The following is a 15,976-nucleotide window of genomic DNA, read 5'->3' as shown; positions in this document are numbered from 1 at the left end:
GTCTTTGCGCATGCCGGCAAATTATTTGCGCCGCGCCGGCCACATTCGAAAGGATTCTACTTGTCGCATCGTTCAAAATTCGCAAATCTCGCAGCTTGGACAATCGGGGGTTGATAGCATGTATTCGAATACAGCCAGGGCAATCAAAGCCGGGGCAGGGTTTCTTGCCATAGCGCTTCTCGTGTCGCCTGTCTCGTCCCTTGCGGAAGAACAATCGCTCTGGCCGCTTTATGACAGCGCGCTGAAATCGGCGAAATATATCGATCTCACCCATGCTTTCGAGCCGGTGCAGCCGGTCTGGCCGGGCTTCGGCAATGCGAAGTTCAAGCCGGCCGTCGCCGGCAAGGACATCGAGGGCTATGTGAAGGCCGGGGACGAATTCACCTATGAGAAGCACGGTTTCGTCGCCTCCTCCTACGAATTGACGACGGACCAGTACGGCACCCAGCTCGATCCGCCCTCCCATTGGAACCCGCGCGGCGCGACGATCAGCGACCTGCCGCCGACCTTTGCCGTGCGGCCGCTCGTCGTCATCGACATTAGCGGCAAGGTTGCCAGCGACAATGGCTATCATCTGCAAGTTGCGGACATCGAGGCCTGGGAGCAGAAGCATGGCACCATTCCGGAAGGATCGGTCGTCTTCGTCCGGTCCGACTGGTACAAGAAATGGGCCGATGCGGAACGTTTCAACGCCAAGCCGTTCCCGGGCGTCAGCCTCGACGCGCTGAAATTCCTGCATCTGCAGCGCAAGATCCTGTTCCACGGCCATGAGCCGCTGGACACCGATACGACGCCGACACTCGAAGGCGAACATTGGCTGATGCACAATAATTTCGCGCAGGCCGAGGGCGTCGCCAATCTCGACAAGGTGCCGGAGGCCGGCGCCCTCGTCACCATCGGCTATGCCAAGCCGCTCGGCGGCTCGGGCGGCTATGCCCGCTACGTCGCCATCGCGCCCGCCGGCTCGGCGGAAGGCGTCACTATCGAGGACGCGCCGGGCGCACCGCTGCCGCAGCAGAGCGCGCCGCTGAAACGCGACGCCAACGGCGTGTTCCGGCCAACGCCGTGACGGGGAGAAGGAGCCAGTCCCTATAATAGCGGGGTGCAGCGCGCGCTGTCGAGGAAGGCATCGACCTGGCCCTTCCAGGATTCGTCCGGCACGAAGCTGCGCACCACGACGAAGCCCTCATCCATGTCGGCCTCGATGACGACCGAGTTTTCGGCCGAGACCGGCTGCGACTTGCGCAATTCGATGGCCTGCAGCGGCGTCGCCACCACGAGGTCGAGCTGGTCGGCGATGGCGGTGCGGTCGTTGATCGAATAGATGTTCTCGCCCTTGCGGTCATAGACCGAGATCGACCAGTAGGGCAGCGTACCGACGCCGGTGACATGGGCCGGCAGGTCGCTGATGTCGAAGCGGCAGGCGCTCGCCTCGATCAGCGGGTCCATGGCCAGCGGCAGGTGCCCCTTCTGGCCGTTGCGCAGGATGCGGTGGAACGTCCAGTCTCCGCCATAGGCCGAGATGCGCGACCAGGCATTGCGGTCCGAGAAATGCGGGATGAGCAGCACCACGGCGATATGGACGATGCCGGCGCCGACGAGGCCGAACAGGATGGCGCGCATCAGTCTACCCATCGCAGCCGACCCTCGCCACGGCCGGGAAGGTCATCTCGACCAGGCCGGAATTGCTGCCGACGGGCGTATCGTACAGCGTCATCACCAGCACCATGCGCCCATCGCCCGCCACCGGCAGCCAGTTGCCGGGCTGCGCCAGCGGCGACACCTCGACGGTGAACGTGCCGTCCGCATCGCGCAGGATCTGGCGGGAATGCAGCGCCGGCAGCCGGCCGCGCCCCGGCTCGATCGGGATCAGCCCGCGATCGGCGGCATGTAGCGTCCAGAAGCGCGAATTCGGGCTGTGGCCGCTGATCTTGTAGGTGCAACGGCGTTCGAGCGGCGCGCCCTGATCGTCGGCGCGGGCGTAGAAGATGAGCCCTTCCGCCGACCCGAGCGGGAAGGCGCCCTCGCGCGCGGCCCGGGCCTTGGCATAGGGATCGGACATCGGCGTTCCGGCATCCGGATGCGCGGTCCATTGCCCGACCGTCAGCGCGCCGAAGCCCTCGAAGCGGTTGACGGCATACCAGGCGCTGGCCATGCCGCCGCCAAGGGCGATCACGACGGCGAGGAGGGCAAGGGCGATGTTGCGGAGCATGAAATGGAACTGCACTGGCTTCAAAGGGCCGAAACTTTGGCGGGCGTGATGGGGAGCTTCAATTTCGGCGCCTTTTTCAATGCCTGGTCGATTTCGCGAAGCACCTGGGCGGTGGCGTTGGAGAGGAGGCGCGGCCGTTCCTCGGCTTTCAGGACGTCTTCGCCTTCCTCGCCTTTCTCCTTGGCCGCTGTGGCCACTTTTTCCTGCTTCGGCAGGGTGGGATCGATGCCGGGTATCGCCTTCAGGTCGATGTTCTGGTGCGCATAATTCATGAAGCGCTGCCAGGTCATCGCCGGCAGCACGCCGCCCGTCAATTCCTTGGTGGGGGTGAAATTATCGTTGCCGAACCAGACCGCCGCGGTGAAATTGCCGGTGAAGCCGACAAACCAGGCATCGCGGTAGCTCTGCGTCGTTCCCGTCTTGCCGGCGACCCGCGTCATCGGCAGCGCCGCCCGCCGGCCCGTGCCCCATTCGGGCACCTGCGCCAGCATGAAATTCATGTTAGTGGCCGCCGTTTCGCTGAGCACGCGGCGCGGCTTGGGGCCATCGCGGCGCCAGTCCCACAGCACCTCGCCATTCTGGCTGGTGATCTGGGTGAAGCCGTGCCGCATGCCGGCAAGGCCGCCGGTGGCAAAGACATTATAGCCGGTCGCCTGGTCCATGACTGTCATGCCCGAGGTGCCGAGCACCATGGTCTTGTGCGAGCTGATGGGCGATTCGACGCCCATCGCCTTCGCCAGCGCCACGATCGGCGCCGTGGTCAGATAGTCCTTGGCGAGGCGCACCGGCACGGTGTTGATCGATTTGACCAGCGCTGTCGTCAGGTCGATGCGGCCGAGATATTGCCGCGAATAATTCTGCGGCGACCAGTTGCCCCAGGAGACCGCGCCGCCCGAAACCAGCGTCTTCGGCGTCAGGCCCTTTTCCATCGCCGCCGCATAGACATAGGGCTTGAAGGAGGAACCCGCCTGGCGCTGCGCCGCCGTGGCGCGGTTGAACTGGCTGAGGCCGTAGTCGCGTCCGCCGACGATGGCGCGCACCGCGCCATTGTTTTCGAGCACGACGATGGCCGCCTGCGCGACGTGATATTCCTTGCCATGCTGGCGCAGGTGATATTCGGCCGATTCCTCCGCCGCCTTCTGGATGCCGGTATCGAGCGTGGTGCGCACGACGAGCGTATGCGTCGGCAGGGCCTGCGCCACCTTGCGCACCTCGTCGAAAGCCCAGTCGAGGAAATAGTCGGGGCTGTCCAGCCTGCCGCGATCGACGACAGTGGCCGGGTTGCGCCGCGCGCCGACCACCTGGCCCTCGGTCATCAGCGCGCCCTGGACCATGTTGGTCAGCACCACGTTCGCCCGGGCGCGGGCGGCCGGCAGGTTGACGTGCGGCGCATATTTGGCCGGCGCCTTGAACAGGCCGGCGAGCATCGCCGCCTCGGCAAGGTTCACGTCCTTGACGCTCTTGTTGAAATAGAATTGCGAGGCCGCCGCGATGCCGAAGGTGCCGCCGCCCATATAGGCGCGGTCGAGATAGGTCTGCAGGATCTCCTTCTTGCTCAGATTGGCCTCCAGCCACAGCGCCAGAAAGGCCTCCTTGATCTTGCGGTCGAGGCTGCGTTCATTGGTGAGGAACAGGTTCTTCGCCAATTGCTGGGTGATGGTCGAGCCGCCCTGAACCACAGAATTCGCCCGCAGGTTTTCCGTCATCGCACGCGAAAGGCCAAGGAAATCAATGCCGAAATGGTCGAAGAAGCGCCGATCCTCGGTCGCCAGCACCGCCTTGATCACATGGTCGGGCAATTCGTCGATCGGCACGGCGCTGCGGTGGAGAATGCCGCGCTGGCCGATCTCGTTGCCGTAGCGGTCGAGAAAGGTCACGGCGAAATCGTCGCGGGTGCGCCAGTTCTTCTCGGTTTCGTGGAAGGCGGGCAGGGCCAGCGTCAGCATCAGCACCGCGCCGACGGTGCCCCATGTGAAGGTCTCGCCCAGAAGCTCGACAATGGCGCGCCGCCAGCCGGTGACGTGGAAACGCCGGAAGAAGATCGTCAGGTCTTCCCAGATTTCGGCAAGGCGAAAGCGCAGCTCGTAAAGCGATGAATCGATCCAGGCATCAAGCCCGAGCAGCGGCGAGACCTTGAATCGTTTGTTCTTCTTATCTGGCTCGGTCTCTTGCATCGAAACTCTATGCCCGCCCTGCATCAACTCGCGGTAGAATAGCCATTCACGCTTAACAGCTTCTTATATGATTGTTCCAGCGCTGGCCTGCCGTTTCGTCCCTGCTGAAGTTTAACGCTTTTTCATCGCGGGGGACAAGTGAGATATGGGGATGCGCCACGGCCGCCGAAATAGACGCCCGGCGCGATTTTCCGCTTGCAATCGCGATTTTCCGGTGGATTGCTCGGATCAGGGAACAGGGAGAGATTTCATGTCGATCGAGCACTGGCTGGCATTCGTCGCCGCATCCGCTGTCCTTCTGGCGATACCGGGACCGACCATTCTCCTTGTCATCTCCTATGCGCTCGGCCATGGCAAGCGCTTTGCGGCCGCAACCGTCGCGGGTGTCGCGCTCGGCGATTTCACCGCAATGACGGCCTCGATGCTGGGGCTCGGGGCGCTGCTTGCAACCTCCGCGGCGGTGTTCACGGCGCTGAAATGGATCGGCGCGGCCTATCTCGTCTATCTCGGCGTCAAACTGTGGCGCGCGCCGGTGGGGCAACCACAGGTAGAGGAGGGGCAGGCGCGGAACGAAAAGGCATCGCGCATCTTCCTCCACACCTATGTGGTGACGGCGCTCAATCCGAAGAGCATCATCTTCTTCGTTGCCTTCCTGCCGCAATTTCTCGACACCACTCGGCCGATCTTCGCCCAGATGGCCATTTTCGAGGCGACGTTCCTGGTGCTCGCAACGCTCAATGCCGGGCTCTACGCGCTCATGGCCTCGATGGCGCGCCAGACGATCCGCAAGCCGCGCATCCAGCGCATCGTCAACCGCACGGGCGGCTCGCTGATGATCGGCGCCGGCATTCTCGCCGCCGGATTCAAACGCGCAGCTTAAGAATTATTTCGGATAGTAGGAAAATAGTCCTTGACTGCGTAACGGTCCTCCGGTAGATATTGGTCATCGTCGGAATTGTAGCTGATGATCTTGCTGCCTCTCGATGGGGCAGGGCGACAGTCCTGCAAGCCCACGAACCACCCCGCGAAATACAAGCCAGACCACCATCCCTGCCAGCGCGCCGCGCTGGCTCAACCCACAACCAGCGCGTCGCGCTGGCTCAATCCACGGGTTCGTCACATGAAAAATTCCATTCCCATGCGGCTGCGGCGACGCAGTGCCTATGATCTCTATTGTTCCCATGACATTACGGCGCGGCGCGTGGCGCTGATCCTCGGGCAGAGCGAGGAGACGTTCCGCCGTGGTCTGGCCCGCGAGGGCCTGCCGCTCGAAAAGGCGGCGCGCGATGGGCCGTTGCAGGCGGCGGGGCGCATCATGGCGCTTCTGCATGACGAGCTCTCCCGGCTGGCGACGATCAGCGACGGCCTGTCCAGCAAGGCTCGGCTCGATGCGCTGGCATCGCTCGCCCGCACCATAGACCGGGTGCACGACCTCAAGGACAGGTTTGTCGAACAGGCGCGGCCGGCCGAAGGGCTTGCCCCGGAGGAACTGCGCGCCGCGCTGGTCCGGATCGATGAAAGGATCGACGATCTTGCAAATATTCGAGCCGAAGAGCTGGTCCGCCGCCAATCTCAGCCCGCTGCAGATACAGCAGGTGGAGCGGGAATGGCCGCTGAGGGCGCGGCCGGGCCAGCTGCCGCCGGGGCATGACTGGCATACCTGGCTCGTCCTTGGCGGGCGCGGTTCCGGCAAGACGCGCATGGGCGCCGAATGGGTCAACGGCATCGCCAACGGGCTCGCCATCGTCGGCCAGGGCCACTATCGCCACATTGCCCTCATCGGCGAGACATTCGCCGATGCCCGCGAGGTGATGGTGGACGGCCCCTCCGGCATCATGGCCGCCGCCCGCTGCGAAAGGCCGCGCTTCGAGGCCACCCGGCGCCGGCTGCTCTGGCAGAATGGCGCGACGGCCTCGCTGTTCTCCTCGGAAGACCCGGACAGCCTGCGCGGCCCGCAATTCGATGCCGCCTGGTGCGACGAGCTGGCGAAATGGAAACATGCCGAGGCGACCTGGGACATGCTGCAATTCGGCCTGCGCCTCGGCCGGCGGCCGCGCCAGATGATCACCACGACGCCGCGTCCGCTGCCGCTTCTGAAGAAACTGCTGGCGGACGGGTCCGTCGCGGTGCGGCGCATGCGGACCGAGGACAATCGCGAATTCCTGGCTCCGGGCTTTCTCGGCCATATTCGCGGCCTCTACGGCAATACGCGGCTCGGCCGCCAGGAACTCGATGCGGAGATGCTGGAGGACCGGCCGGGCGCGCTGTGGTCGCGCCTCGCCATGGAACAGGCCTTTTCCAGCGCCGTGCCCGAACTGCGCCGCATCGTCGTCGCACTCGATCCGCCGGCAAGTTCGACGCATCGCTCGGACGCCTGCGGCATCGTCGCGGCGGGCATCGACGAGACCGGCACCGGCTGGGTGCTGGCCGACGAGACCTTCGCCCCGGCCAAGCCGCATGAATGGGCGCGGCGGGCGATCGCGCTCTATCATCGGCTGGAAGCCGACCTGATCGTCGCCGAGGTCAACCAGGGCGGCGACATGGTGGCTTCGGTCATCGCCGCGCAGGACGATGCCGTGCCGGTCCGCTCGGTGCGCGCCAACCGCGGCAAGCTGCTGCGGGCCGAGCCCGTGGCGGCGCTCTACGAGCAGGGCAGGGTGCGCCACGCGGCGCGCTTTCCGGCGCTCGAAGACGAGATGTGCGATTTCGCCCATGACGGGCTTTCCGCCGGCCGTTCGCCCGACCGGGTGGATGCGCTGGTCTGGGCCTTGAGCGAATTGTTCGCGCGGCGCGGCGACGGGCCGAGGATCAGGGTCGTCTGACACGCCGGGCCCGCACCGGCTGAACCCATTTCACGAGGATATTCGATGGCACTTCATTGGCCGTGGCGCTGGGGCGCCGCGAATGCGAACCCGCAACTTCAACAGAAGACGGCGCAAGGGCTCGTCGCGCTGCAGTTCGACAGCCAGGCGCGCTGGTCGCAAGGCGGCTATGCCGGCCTGTCGCGGCAGGGCTTCATGCGCAATCCCGTCGCCTATCGCTGCGTGCGCCAGCTCGCGGAGGCCGCGGCGGCCATTCCCTGGCTCGTCTATGAGGACGACCGGGAGATGACGCGCCATCCGCTTGCCGAACTGCTGGAGCGGCCGCATCGCGGCGTCGACAGGTCGAGCTTCTTCGAGACGCTCTACGGCCATATGCTGATTTCCGGCAATGCCTATGTGGAGCGGCTGCAGGCGGCAGGCGGCGCGGGTGAACTGCATGTGCTGCGGCCGGACCGCGTGCGCATCGTCGCCGACGAGAATGGCTGGCCGGCGGCGCTGGACTACCAGGCCGGCGCGCGCAAGCGTTCTATTCCGCTCGACGAGGGGCGGGGGCTGCACCTGCGGCTGTTTCACCCGCTCGACGATCATTACGGCTTTGCCCCGCTCGAGGCGGCGCTGATGGCGCTGGACATCCACAATGCCGCCGGCAGCTGGAACAAGGCGCTGCTGGACAATTCGGCGCGTCCTTCCGGCGCGCTGGTCTATGCGCCGGGCGAGGGCCGGTCCTTGAGCGAGGACCAGTTCGACCGCCTGAAGACCGAGCTGGAGGAGGGCTATTCCGGCGCGGCGAAGGCCGGGCGGCCGCTGCTGCTCGAAGGCGGGCTCGACTGGAAGTCGATGGGCCTTTCGCCGCTCGACATGGATTTCATCGCCGCCAAGAATACCGCCAGCCGCGAAATCGCGCTCGCCTTCGGCGTGCCGCCAATGCTGCTCGGCATTCCCGGCGACAATACCTACGCCAATTATGCCGAGGCGAACCGCGCGTTCTACCGGCTTTCCGTCATCCCGCTGGTGACACGCACCAGCAAGGCTTTCAGCCAGTGGCTCGGCCGCAGCTTCGGCGCGGCGGTGCGGCTGGAGCCCGACCTCGACCGGGTCGAGGGCCTGTCCCAGGAGCGCGAGGCCCTGTGGCAGCGCATGGCGGCGGCAGATTTCCTCGACGAGGACGAAAAACGCGAGGCGGTCGGCTATTCGCCGCGCGCCAAGCCGAACGACAGGAGACCATGATGACAAACTGGAGCGATGCCGCCTGGGTGCTGGCGGCAAAGGCGGCGGGCGCGATTGCGGGTTCCGCCGTTTCACTGGCCTATATGCTGCCCAAGCAGAAGAGCGAGGCGGCGATACGGCTCATCGTCGGCATCGTCTGCGGGCTCGCCTTCGGCGGCGCGGCAGGCGTGAAGATCGCGGCGGAACTCAACATTCGCGGCGAACTCGGCGATGGCGAACTGATGCTGATGGGCGCGGCGGCGGCAAGCCTCGCCGCCTGGACCGCGCTCGGCATCTTCACCCGGCTCGCCGCCCGCATCGGTGAATCGAAATCTGCGAATGGCGGCGCAAGCCCTTCTACGGAAAAGGATATCACCCATGCCGGCTAAGGCGATCGCGCTCAGGCTCGAAAAGAAATATGCCGGGCTGACGGTCGAGACGGTCACGCCCGACGGCAGCTTTTCCGGCTATGCCAGCCTCTTCGGCGAGGTCGATCTCGGCAAGGATGCGATCGAACCCGGCGCGTTCCGCAAATCGCTGCGCGAGCGCGGCGCCGCCGGCATCCGCATGCTGTGGCAGCACGACCCGGCCCAGCCCATCGGCGCCTGGACGCTGATCCGCGAGGATGCCCGCGGCCTCTATGTCGAGGGCAGGCTTGCGACCGGCGCCGCCAAGGCGCGCGATGTGCTCGAACTCCTGCGGCAAGGCGCCGTGGACGGGCTCTCCATCGGCTTCCGCACGGCAAAGTCCGGACCCGGCGGCCGTGGCACCCGGCGCATATTCGAGGCCGACCTCTGGGAAATCTCGATCGTGACCTTTCCGATGCTGCCCTCCGCACGGATCGGCCAGGTCAAATATGTCACCGGCGCGGCGGCCTCGGACGCCGCCCTCGCGCGCCAGCTGCGGCTGGCCGCCATGAGCCTCAAACATTCAACCCGCTGCAACGACCAAAAGGGAAAATGATGACCGATACCAACCAGATAGCGCCGGAAACGAAGAACATCGACGATGTCGCGCAGTCGTTCGGCGATTTCATGCGCTCCTTCGACGAATACAAGCGCCAGAACGACGACAACATCGCCCAGCTGAAGAAGGGCACCGGGCTCGACATTCTTGCGACGGAGCGGCTGGACCGCATCAATGCCGCGCTCGACGAGCAGAAGCGGGCGCTCGACAGCGTGATCCTGAAGCGGGAGCGGCCGCCATTGCATGCGGGGCAGCCGGCCTTCGTGTCGCTCGAGCACAAGGGCGCCTTCAACGATTATGTGCGCCGCGGCGATGAAAGCGGCCTGCGCGGCATCGAAGCCAAGGCGCATTCGGTCAATTCCGCACCCGATGGCGGCTATCTCGTTCCCGCCGAACTCGAGACGGAGATCGGCCGGCGACTGGCGCAGATATCGCCGATCCGCGCCCTTGCCAGCGTACGGCAGGTCTCTTCCATGGTGCTGAAGAAGCCGTTCTCGATCAAGGGGCCGGCGGTGGGCTGGGTCGGCGAAACCGAAGCCCGGCCGCAGACGGAGACCTCCGTGCTGGCCGAGATGCAGTTCCCGACCATGGAACTCTATGCCATGCCGGCGGCCACGTCCTCGCTTCTCGACGATGGCGCGGTCGATGTCGAGCAATGGATTTCGACGGAGGTCGAGACCGCCTTTGCCGAGCAGGAAGGCCGTGCCTTCGTCACCGGCGACGGCGTCAACAAGCCGCGCGGCTTCCTCAACTACAACACGGCGGAGGAGAAGAGCTGGGAATGGGGCAAGATCGGAACGGTCCTGACCGGCGCCGAGGGAGCCTTCATCAAGACCGGGGAATCCGACGTCCTGTTCGACACGATCTATACGTTGAAGGCGGGCTATCGCAAGAACGCCAACTGGGTCATGAACCGGCGCACCCAGGCGGCCATCCGCAAGCTCAAGGATGCCGACGGCAATTATCTCTGGTCGCCGCCGGCCGCGCCGGGCGAACAGGCATCGCTGCTCGGCTTCGGCGTGACCGAGGCGGAGGACATGCCCGACATCGGGCCGGGAATTGCGGCGATAGCCTTCGGCGATTTCGCCCGCGGCTATCTCGTCGTCGACAGGGTCGGCGTGCGCGTCCTGCGCGATCCCTATTCCGCCAAGCCCTATGTGCTGTTCTATACGACCAAGCGCGTCGGCGGCGGGGTGCAGGATTTCGATGCCATCAAGCTTCTGGTCTTCGCGGGCTGATTCTTCCTGCGAAAGCAATGGCTTGGCGGCCGGGGCTGACTCATGCAGGCAGCCCCGGTCCCGCCATCGGGCGGTTCGGCCTCATGGCCCATCTCATGCCCCACATCATAGCCCACCTCATGCCCCACCTCATACCATTGTCGAATTGACCATTGCCGTGCCGGTTCATAATTTCCCGTCCTGGATGATCCGGTACGGTCCGGCCGCAGCGGCCCGCATGACACGGCCGCCGGCCATGATTGGCGCGTTTCCGACGACAGGATATTTTGAAATGACCATGACCATTGTAACGCCACCGGCCGATGAACCGGTGACGCTTGACGAATTGCGGCAATATTTGCGGCTCGACGGCAATGCCGAGGACGAATTGCTCGGGCGGCTGCTGCGGGCGGCGCGCGAGACGTTCGAACATCATACCGGCATTGCCATGATGAAGCAGACGTGGCGGCTGCATACCGATTGCTGGCCGCAGCATGGCGTCATCCGCATTGCGCGCTACCCGGTTGCCTCCATCCTCTCGGTCACATTCTATGACGAAGAGGGCACGCCGGGGAGCATCACCGAACATGCGTTGCACCTCGCGCGCGAACGCCGCCCGGCGCGGGTCTATCTTGCCGCGCGCAACCGGCCGCAGAAGCGGGTCAGAGCCGTCGATGTCGAATTCGTCGCCGGCTTCGGCGGCGGCAGTGCCGGCGTGCCGGAAATGATGAAACATGCGATCACGGCCCTTGCGGCGCAGTGGTACGAATTCCGTCATGGCCAGGGGACGGGCCAAAATGGGGCTACTGCGCAGGTGTTTCCGCCGGCGTTCGAGCGCGCGCTGGATGCCTGGCGCATGGTGCGGCTCTGATGGCCGCCGCGATCGTCGATCCCGGCAGCCTGCGCCATGAGCTTGTCCTCGAAAACTATGCCGCCATCGGCGATGCGACCGGCGCGATCGAACTGCGATGGACGCCGGTGGCGCGCTTCTGGGGGCTGGTCGAACCGCTGGCGGCGGCGGTGCGCCTGCTCGGGCAAAGCGAACTTTCCGAGGCGACGCACCGGGTGACGCTGCGCATGCGGCGGGGCATCGTCCGTGGCATGCGCCTGCGCCGGCGCGGCCGTATCTACGAGATCCTGTCAGTGCAGGAGCTCGACGAGACCGGCCGCCATCTTGTCTGCCAGCTTCGCGAGGAAACAGCATGAAGATCACGATGGAAATGACGCTTGCCGGCCTGATCACGGCGCTGCGCTGGCGCTCCGTCTCCGCCATGGAGCAGCAGCCGCGTCGGCCGCAGGCGCCAACGGTTGAAGCTGCGCCGCCGGCAGAAGCCGGGAAACCGAGATGAGCGCCGGGCTCGCGCTGCAGGCGGCGCTGCTTGCCCGGCTTGGCGGGGAGCCGGCGCTGGCCGCGCTCGTCGGCGGGCGCATATTCGACCGGGTGCCGCCCGGCGCCGCCTTTCCGCATGTCGCTCTCGGCCCCGCTGCCATCTACGATTGCAGCACCGGGACGGAGCGCGGCTGGGAGCATCTCTTCACCATCAATGTCTGGCAGCGGGCGCTGGGCCGCAGATCCACCTATGAGATCATGGCGGCCATCGAGGCGGCGCTGGCCCCGGCGCGGCTCGATCTTGGCCGATACCGGCTCGTCACGCTCGACCTGCAGCAGCTGCAGGCGCGCGCCGAGGATGGCCGCGACGGCTATGGCGGCACGATGCGCTACCGCGCCGTCACCGAGGACGGGGCCTGAGCGGGCGCCGCCCATTTCTCCCCCGCCAAAGCCACCCATCAATCTGAAAGGAACGACAATGAGCGCCCAGAGAGGCAAGGATATCCTGTTGAAGATTGCCGATGGCAATGGCGCCTTCGTCACCTGTGCGGGGCTGCGGTCCAAGCGCCTGGCGTTCAACACCGAGACCGTCGATATCACCGATGCGGATTCCGCCGGCCGTTGGCGGGAGCTGCTCGCCGGCAGCGCCGTGCAGCGCGCGGCGATCGGCGGTTCGGGCCTGTTCAAGGATGCGCAGTCCGATGCGTTGTTCCGTCAGGCCTTCTTCCAGGGCGATATTCCGCTGTGGCAGATCATCCTGCCGGGCTTCGGCCTGCTGCAGGGCCTGTTCCAGATCACCGCGCTGGAATATGGCGGCGCGCACAATGCCGAGATGACCTTCGAGATCGCGCTCGAATCCGCCGGGCCGCTGCAATTCACCGAGGTGGCATGATGGCGAACCGGCACAGGGGCGAGATCGACGCGGTTCTGGACGGCGAGCGCCGCGTGCTTTGCCTGACCCTCGGCGCGCTGGCGGAGCTGGAAGCCGCTTTCGCGGCAGGCGATCTCGCGGTTCTCCTCAAGCGCTTCTCGGAAAGCGCGCTCTCCTCCGGCGACATGATCCGGATCATAACGGCCGGCTTGCGCGGCGGCGGCATGCAGGTCGAGCCGGAGGCGGTCGCCGCGATGCGCACGGAGGGCGGCGCGACTGGCTTTGCCCGCATCGTCGCCGATTTGCTCCATGCCACCTTTGGTGAATCAGATCCGCAGGAAGCACCGCCAAACCCTTGAATTCCGCAGCGGAAACAACCGAGCCCTTCCCCTGGCGGCGCATCATGTCGACCGGGCTCGGACTGCTGCGGCTGCCGCCGCGCGCGTTCTGGGCGATGACCCCGCGCGAGCTCAACGCCGCCTGCCACCGGCCGGGCGCTGCCAATTCGGCGCCGCCCGCCCGAACCGATCTCCTGCGCCTGATGCGCGATTTCCCGGATGAGGATGTTTCGGAATGTCCGACGATATGAATGTGAGAATGAAGGTCGATACCAGCGGCTTCGACGGCGCGCTGGACGATCTGCAGCGCAAGGCCGATCTCTTCGGCCGCACCATCACGACCTCCTTCAAGAGTGCGGCGACGAGCGGCCAGAGTTTTGGCGACGTGCTGCGCCAGCTCGGACTGAACCTTGCAAGCATGGCGCTCAGTTCCGGGCTGAAGCCGATCCAGAACGAGATGAGCGGCCTGCTCGCCGGCATGTTCGGCAGCATGAAGGCGCCGGTCAAGGCCTTCGCCAAGGGCGGCGTGGTCGACAGCCCGACCCTGTTCGGCGGCGGGCTGGGGTTGATGGGCGAGGCGGGGCCGGAGGCGATCATGCCGCTGGCGCGCGGCGCCGATGGCCGTCTCGGCGTCGCAGGCGCGGGCGGAGGGGTTGCCGTGCATGTGACCTTCAATGTCAGCACGCCCGACGCCGCATCCTTCCGCAAATCGGAAGCGCAGCTGACGGGCATGCTCGCCCGCGCGGCACGGCGCGGCGCGCTGACGCTCTGATTCATTGGGCGAACTCCGTTTGACAGGGGCTGACGATGACACCTTTCCACGATGTCCGGTTTCCGGCCGCCGTCTCCTTTGGCGCGAGCGGCGGTCCCGAATGGCGCAATGAGATCGTGCAGCTGACCTCGGGCCGCGAACAGCGGAACGCCCGCTGGGCCCAGTCGCGCCGGCGCTACGATGTCGGCACCGGCCTGCGCTCGCTGGCCGACCTCGAAGCGGTGATGGCCTTCTTCGAGGCGCGCCGCGGCTCCCTGCACGCGTTTCGCTTCCAGGACCCGTTCGATCATCTCTCCTGCGCCAGCGGCAAGCTGCCGACGCCGCTGGACCAGCTGCTCGGCGAAGGCGATGGCAAGCGCGCGGAGTTCCAGCTGGTCAAGCGCTATGGCGATTATGCGCGCCACATCGCCAGGCCGAGGGTGGAGACGGTGCGCGTGACCGTCGGCGGGATCGAGCAGCGGGCAGGGCTGCATTTCAGCGTCGACGGCGCGACGGGGCGGGTGCTGTTCCAGGCCCATGCCATCCCGCAGGCATCGGCCCGCATCACCGCCGGCTTCGCCTTCGACGTGCCGGTGCGCTTCGATACGGACCAGCTCAGTGCCTGCATCAAATCCTTCCGGGCCGGCAATATCCCGTCAATACCGATCATCGAGGTGAAATCATGAACAGGAAGACCGAGACCAGGGCGACGAGGGCGGCCGGGGAGCTTGAATCAAATCTTGCAGGCGATGTGACAAGCCATTGTTTCTGCTGGATCATGCGCCGCCGCGACGGGCGCGTCTTCGGCTTCACCGATCATGATCGCACGATTCGGATCGCCCGGGTGGACTGCGAACCGCAGACGGGGCTCAGCGCCAGCGAGGCGACCAGCGCACTCGGGCTCAGCGTCGACAGCGCCGAGATCGAGGGCGCATTGTCGGCGCCGGGCATTGCGGAGGTCGACATCGAGAACGGGCTTTTCGACGGGGCGACGGTCGAGACCCATCTCGTCAACTGGATGGCGCCCGAACAGAACATGCTGCTGCGCACGTCGCGCATTGGCACGATCAGCCGCGCCGGCGGGCGCTTCGTGGCGGAAATGAAGAGCAGCGCCGTCGATCTCGACAAGGTCGACGGGCGTTGCGTCAAGCGGCTGTGCGATGCGCAGCTTGGCGATGCGCGCTGCGGCTATGCCCGTAGCGGCCAGGGCGGCAGCCAGAATGGCATCGTCGCCGAAATCCTCTCCGACCGCGAAATCATCGTTTCCGGCGTCGCTGCGCCCAATGGCTGGTTCGTCAATGGCGCGGTTCGCCTGCCGGGCGGCGGCGGCACGGTCGTCGTCAACCAGCTGGCATGGGGAGCGCAGCTGCGTCTCGGCCTGCGCGACACGCCAGCGCCCGGGCTGAAGCCGGGGGATGCGATCGTCCTCATGCCGGGCTGCGACAAGAGCTTTGCCCAATGCCGGGCGAAATTCGGCAATGGCATCAATTTCAGGGGCTTTCCGCATCTTCCCGGCAATGATGCGATCTACAGCTTTGCCAATGGCCGCGACAATTTCGACGGCGGGGCGCTGGTGCCATGAGCCGGGACATGAGCCTCGCCCCGAGCCGGGACATGAGCCGGGCGCAGGAGGCGCTGTGCGAGGCGCGGCGCTGGCTGGGTACGCCCTATCGGCATGGCGCCTCGACCTGCGGCGTCGGCAGCGATTGCCTCGGCCTCGTGCGCGGCATCTGGCGGCAGCTCTATGGCGCGGAGCCGCAGGCCATCGCCCCCTATAGCGCCGACTGGGCGGAAGCCGGCAAGGGCGAACCCCTGCTGGACGCGGCGCGCCGCCACATGGAGCAGCGTCCGCTCGCCGCTGCTGCGCCGGGCGACATGCTCGTCTTCCGCTGGCGTGACGGCGTCGCGGCCAAGCATCTCGGGCTGCTCGCGGACGAGACGCGCTTCATCCATGCCTATGAGGGCCACAGCGTCATGCTGTCCACGCTCGCGCCGCAATGGCGCCGCCGCATCGCCGCGGTCTTTGCCTTTCCGGATCGGATCGGCAGTTGAACGAACAGGACCGGCGCAACTGATCCTTGCATTATCT

Annotated in this window: 22 protein-coding genes; 19 read left to right on the top strand and 3 right to left on the bottom strand. The window is 65.9% G+C overall.

All coding sequences use genetic code 11. The features are described 5' to 3' along the window. The first annotated feature begins 118 nt into the window (after positions 1 to 118). The gene (locus M8997_RS14285; protein WP_250014653.1) at positions 119 to 1,069 is read left to right on the top strand and encodes a cyclase family protein; all 951 of its coding nucleotides are present in this window, start codon (positions 119 to 121) and stop codon (positions 1,067 to 1,069) included. 20 nt (positions 1,070 to 1,089) lie between these two features. Here M8997_RS14285 and M8997_RS14280 read toward each other — a convergent pair whose 3' ends face one another. From M8997_RS14280 to M8997_RS14270, 3 genes are read right to left on the bottom strand one after another with little or no spacing between them, the layout of a single operon-like run. Continuing rightward, positions 1,090 to 1,635 (bottom strand): DUF1254 domain-containing protein, encoded by a 546-nt coding sequence (locus M8997_RS14280; protein WP_250014652.1) that lies wholly within the window; start codon positions 1,633 to 1,635, stop codon positions 1,090 to 1,092. Continuing rightward, complete coding sequence (locus tag M8997_RS14275; protein WP_250014651.1) at positions 1,628 to 2,212, bottom strand: DUF1214 domain-containing protein; 585 nt, start codon at positions 2,210 to 2,212, stop codon at positions 1,628 to 1,630. Before M8997_RS14275 ends, M8997_RS14280 begins: the two co-directional genes overlap by 8 nt. Before the next feature lie 20 nt (positions 2,213 to 2,232). Continuing rightward, complete coding sequence (locus M8997_RS14270; RefSeq protein ID WP_371929585.1) at positions 2,233 to 4,410, bottom strand: transglycosylase domain-containing protein; 2,178 nt, start codon at positions 4,408 to 4,410, stop codon at positions 2,233 to 2,235. 226 nt (positions 4,411 to 4,636) lie between these two features. Between M8997_RS14270 and M8997_RS14265 the strand changes: the two genes are divergently transcribed. From M8997_RS14265 to M8997_RS14180, 18 genes are all read left to right on the top strand, one after another. Further along, positions 4,637 to 5,266: a LysE family translocator gene (locus M8997_RS14265; protein ID WP_250014648.1), complete on the top strand. Its 630-nt coding sequence runs from the start codon at positions 4,637 to 4,639 to the stop codon at positions 5,264 to 5,266. A 240-nt stretch (positions 5,267 to 5,506) separates the two neighbouring features. Beyond that, entirely contained in the window at positions 5,507 to 6,037 is a 531-nt protein-coding gene (locus tag M8997_RS14260; RefSeq protein WP_250014646.1) for a hypothetical protein, read from the top strand. Next, positions 5,967 to 7,208: a DNA-packaging protein gene (locus M8997_RS14255; protein ID WP_256473335.1), complete on the top strand. Its 1,242-nt coding sequence runs from the start codon at positions 5,967 to 5,969 to the stop codon at positions 7,206 to 7,208. The genes M8997_RS14260 and M8997_RS14255 overlap by 71 nt, the downstream gene beginning before the upstream one ends. A 45-nt stretch (positions 7,209 to 7,253) precedes the next feature. Beyond that, a complete protein-coding gene (locus M8997_RS14250; RefSeq protein ID WP_250014645.1) occupies positions 7,254 to 8,435 on the top strand; it encodes a phage portal protein in 1,182 nt (393 codons plus the stop codon). After that, positions 8,435 to 8,803, top strand: coding sequence for a DUF6107 family protein (locus M8997_RS14245; protein WP_250014644.1), 369 nt, complete (start codon positions 8,435 to 8,437; stop codon positions 8,801 to 8,803). The genes M8997_RS14250 and M8997_RS14245 overlap by 1 nt, the downstream gene beginning before the upstream one ends. Then, complete coding sequence (locus M8997_RS14240; RefSeq protein ID WP_250014643.1) at positions 8,793 to 9,377, top strand: HK97 family phage prohead protease; 585 nt, start codon at positions 8,793 to 8,795, stop codon at positions 9,375 to 9,377. Before M8997_RS14245 ends, M8997_RS14240 begins: the two co-directional genes overlap by 11 nt. Continuing rightward, positions 9,377 to 10,618, top strand: a complete 1,242-nt coding sequence (locus M8997_RS14235) for a phage major capsid protein (protein ID WP_250014642.1) — start codon at positions 9,377 to 9,379, stop codon at positions 10,616 to 10,618. Before M8997_RS14240 ends, M8997_RS14235 begins: the two co-directional genes overlap by 1 nt. Before the next feature lie 271 nt (positions 10,619 to 10,889). After that, positions 10,890 to 11,468, top strand: coding sequence for a phage head-tail connector protein (locus M8997_RS14230; protein ID WP_250014641.1), 579 nt, complete (start codon positions 10,890 to 10,892; stop codon positions 11,466 to 11,468). Further along, on the top strand, positions 11,468 to 11,803 hold the full coding sequence (locus M8997_RS14225; protein WP_250014640.1) for a phage head closure protein: 336 nt from the start codon (positions 11,468 to 11,470) through the stop codon (positions 11,801 to 11,803). The genes M8997_RS14230 and M8997_RS14225 overlap by 1 nt, the downstream gene beginning before the upstream one ends. Beyond that, positions 11,800 to 11,946 carry a hypothetical protein gene (locus M8997_RS14220; protein WP_250014639.1) on the top strand — a complete coding sequence of 49 codons (147 nt, stop codon included), beginning with the start codon at positions 11,800 to 11,802 and terminating at the stop codon, positions 11,944 to 11,946. Before M8997_RS14225 ends, M8997_RS14220 begins: the two co-directional genes overlap by 4 nt. Further along, complete coding sequence (locus M8997_RS14215; protein WP_250014637.1) at positions 11,943 to 12,347, top strand: DUF3168 domain-containing protein; 405 nt, start codon at positions 11,943 to 11,945, stop codon at positions 12,345 to 12,347. The genes M8997_RS14220 and M8997_RS14215 overlap by 4 nt, the downstream gene beginning before the upstream one ends. A 58-nt stretch (positions 12,348 to 12,405) precedes the next feature. Next, on the top strand, positions 12,406 to 12,819 hold the full coding sequence (locus tag M8997_RS14210; RefSeq protein ID WP_250014634.1) for a phage major tail protein, TP901-1 family: 414 nt from the start codon (positions 12,406 to 12,408) through the stop codon (positions 12,817 to 12,819). Beyond that, positions 12,816 to 13,157 carry a gene transfer agent family protein gene (locus M8997_RS14205; RefSeq protein WP_250014632.1) on the top strand — a complete coding sequence of 114 codons (342 nt, stop codon included), beginning with the start codon at positions 12,816 to 12,818 and terminating at the stop codon, positions 13,155 to 13,157. Before M8997_RS14210 ends, M8997_RS14205 begins: the two co-directional genes overlap by 4 nt. Then, the gene (locus M8997_RS14200; protein ID WP_256473317.1) at positions 13,154 to 13,387 is read left to right on the top strand and encodes a rcc01693 family protein; all 234 of its coding nucleotides are present in this window, start codon (positions 13,154 to 13,156) and stop codon (positions 13,385 to 13,387) included. The genes M8997_RS14205 and M8997_RS14200 overlap by 4 nt, the downstream gene beginning before the upstream one ends. After that, complete coding sequence (locus tag M8997_RS14195; protein ID WP_250014630.1) at positions 13,372 to 13,908, top strand: phage tail tape measure protein; 537 nt, start codon at positions 13,372 to 13,374, stop codon at positions 13,906 to 13,908. Before M8997_RS14200 ends, M8997_RS14195 begins: the two co-directional genes overlap by 16 nt. Before the next feature lie 35 nt (positions 13,909 to 13,943). Then, the gene (locus M8997_RS14190) at positions 13,944 to 14,573 is read left to right on the top strand and encodes a DUF2460 domain-containing protein (RefSeq protein WP_250014627.1); all 630 of its coding nucleotides are present in this window, start codon (positions 13,944 to 13,946) and stop codon (positions 14,571 to 14,573) included. Continuing rightward, a complete protein-coding gene (locus M8997_RS14185) occupies positions 14,570 to 15,469 on the top strand; it encodes a DUF2163 domain-containing protein (RefSeq protein ID WP_250014625.1) in 900 nt (299 codons plus the stop codon). Before M8997_RS14190 ends, M8997_RS14185 begins: the two co-directional genes overlap by 4 nt. A gap of 32 nt (positions 15,470 to 15,501) precedes the next feature. Then, positions 15,502 to 15,939, top strand: a complete 438-nt coding sequence (locus M8997_RS14180; RefSeq protein WP_250015414.1) for an NlpC/P60 family protein — start codon at positions 15,502 to 15,504, stop codon at positions 15,937 to 15,939. Positions 15,940 to 15,976: the final 37 nt, after the last annotated feature.

This window comes from Phyllobacterium sp. 21LDTY02-6, assembly GCF_023554255.2.
In the GTDB taxonomy this organism is placed as follows: domain Bacteria; phylum Pseudomonadota; class Alphaproteobacteria; order Rhizobiales; family Rhizobiaceae; genus Phyllobacterium.
The sequence above is the reverse complement of the archived record's forward strand: the minus strand, read 5'-3'. Positions and strand labels throughout refer to the sequence as shown.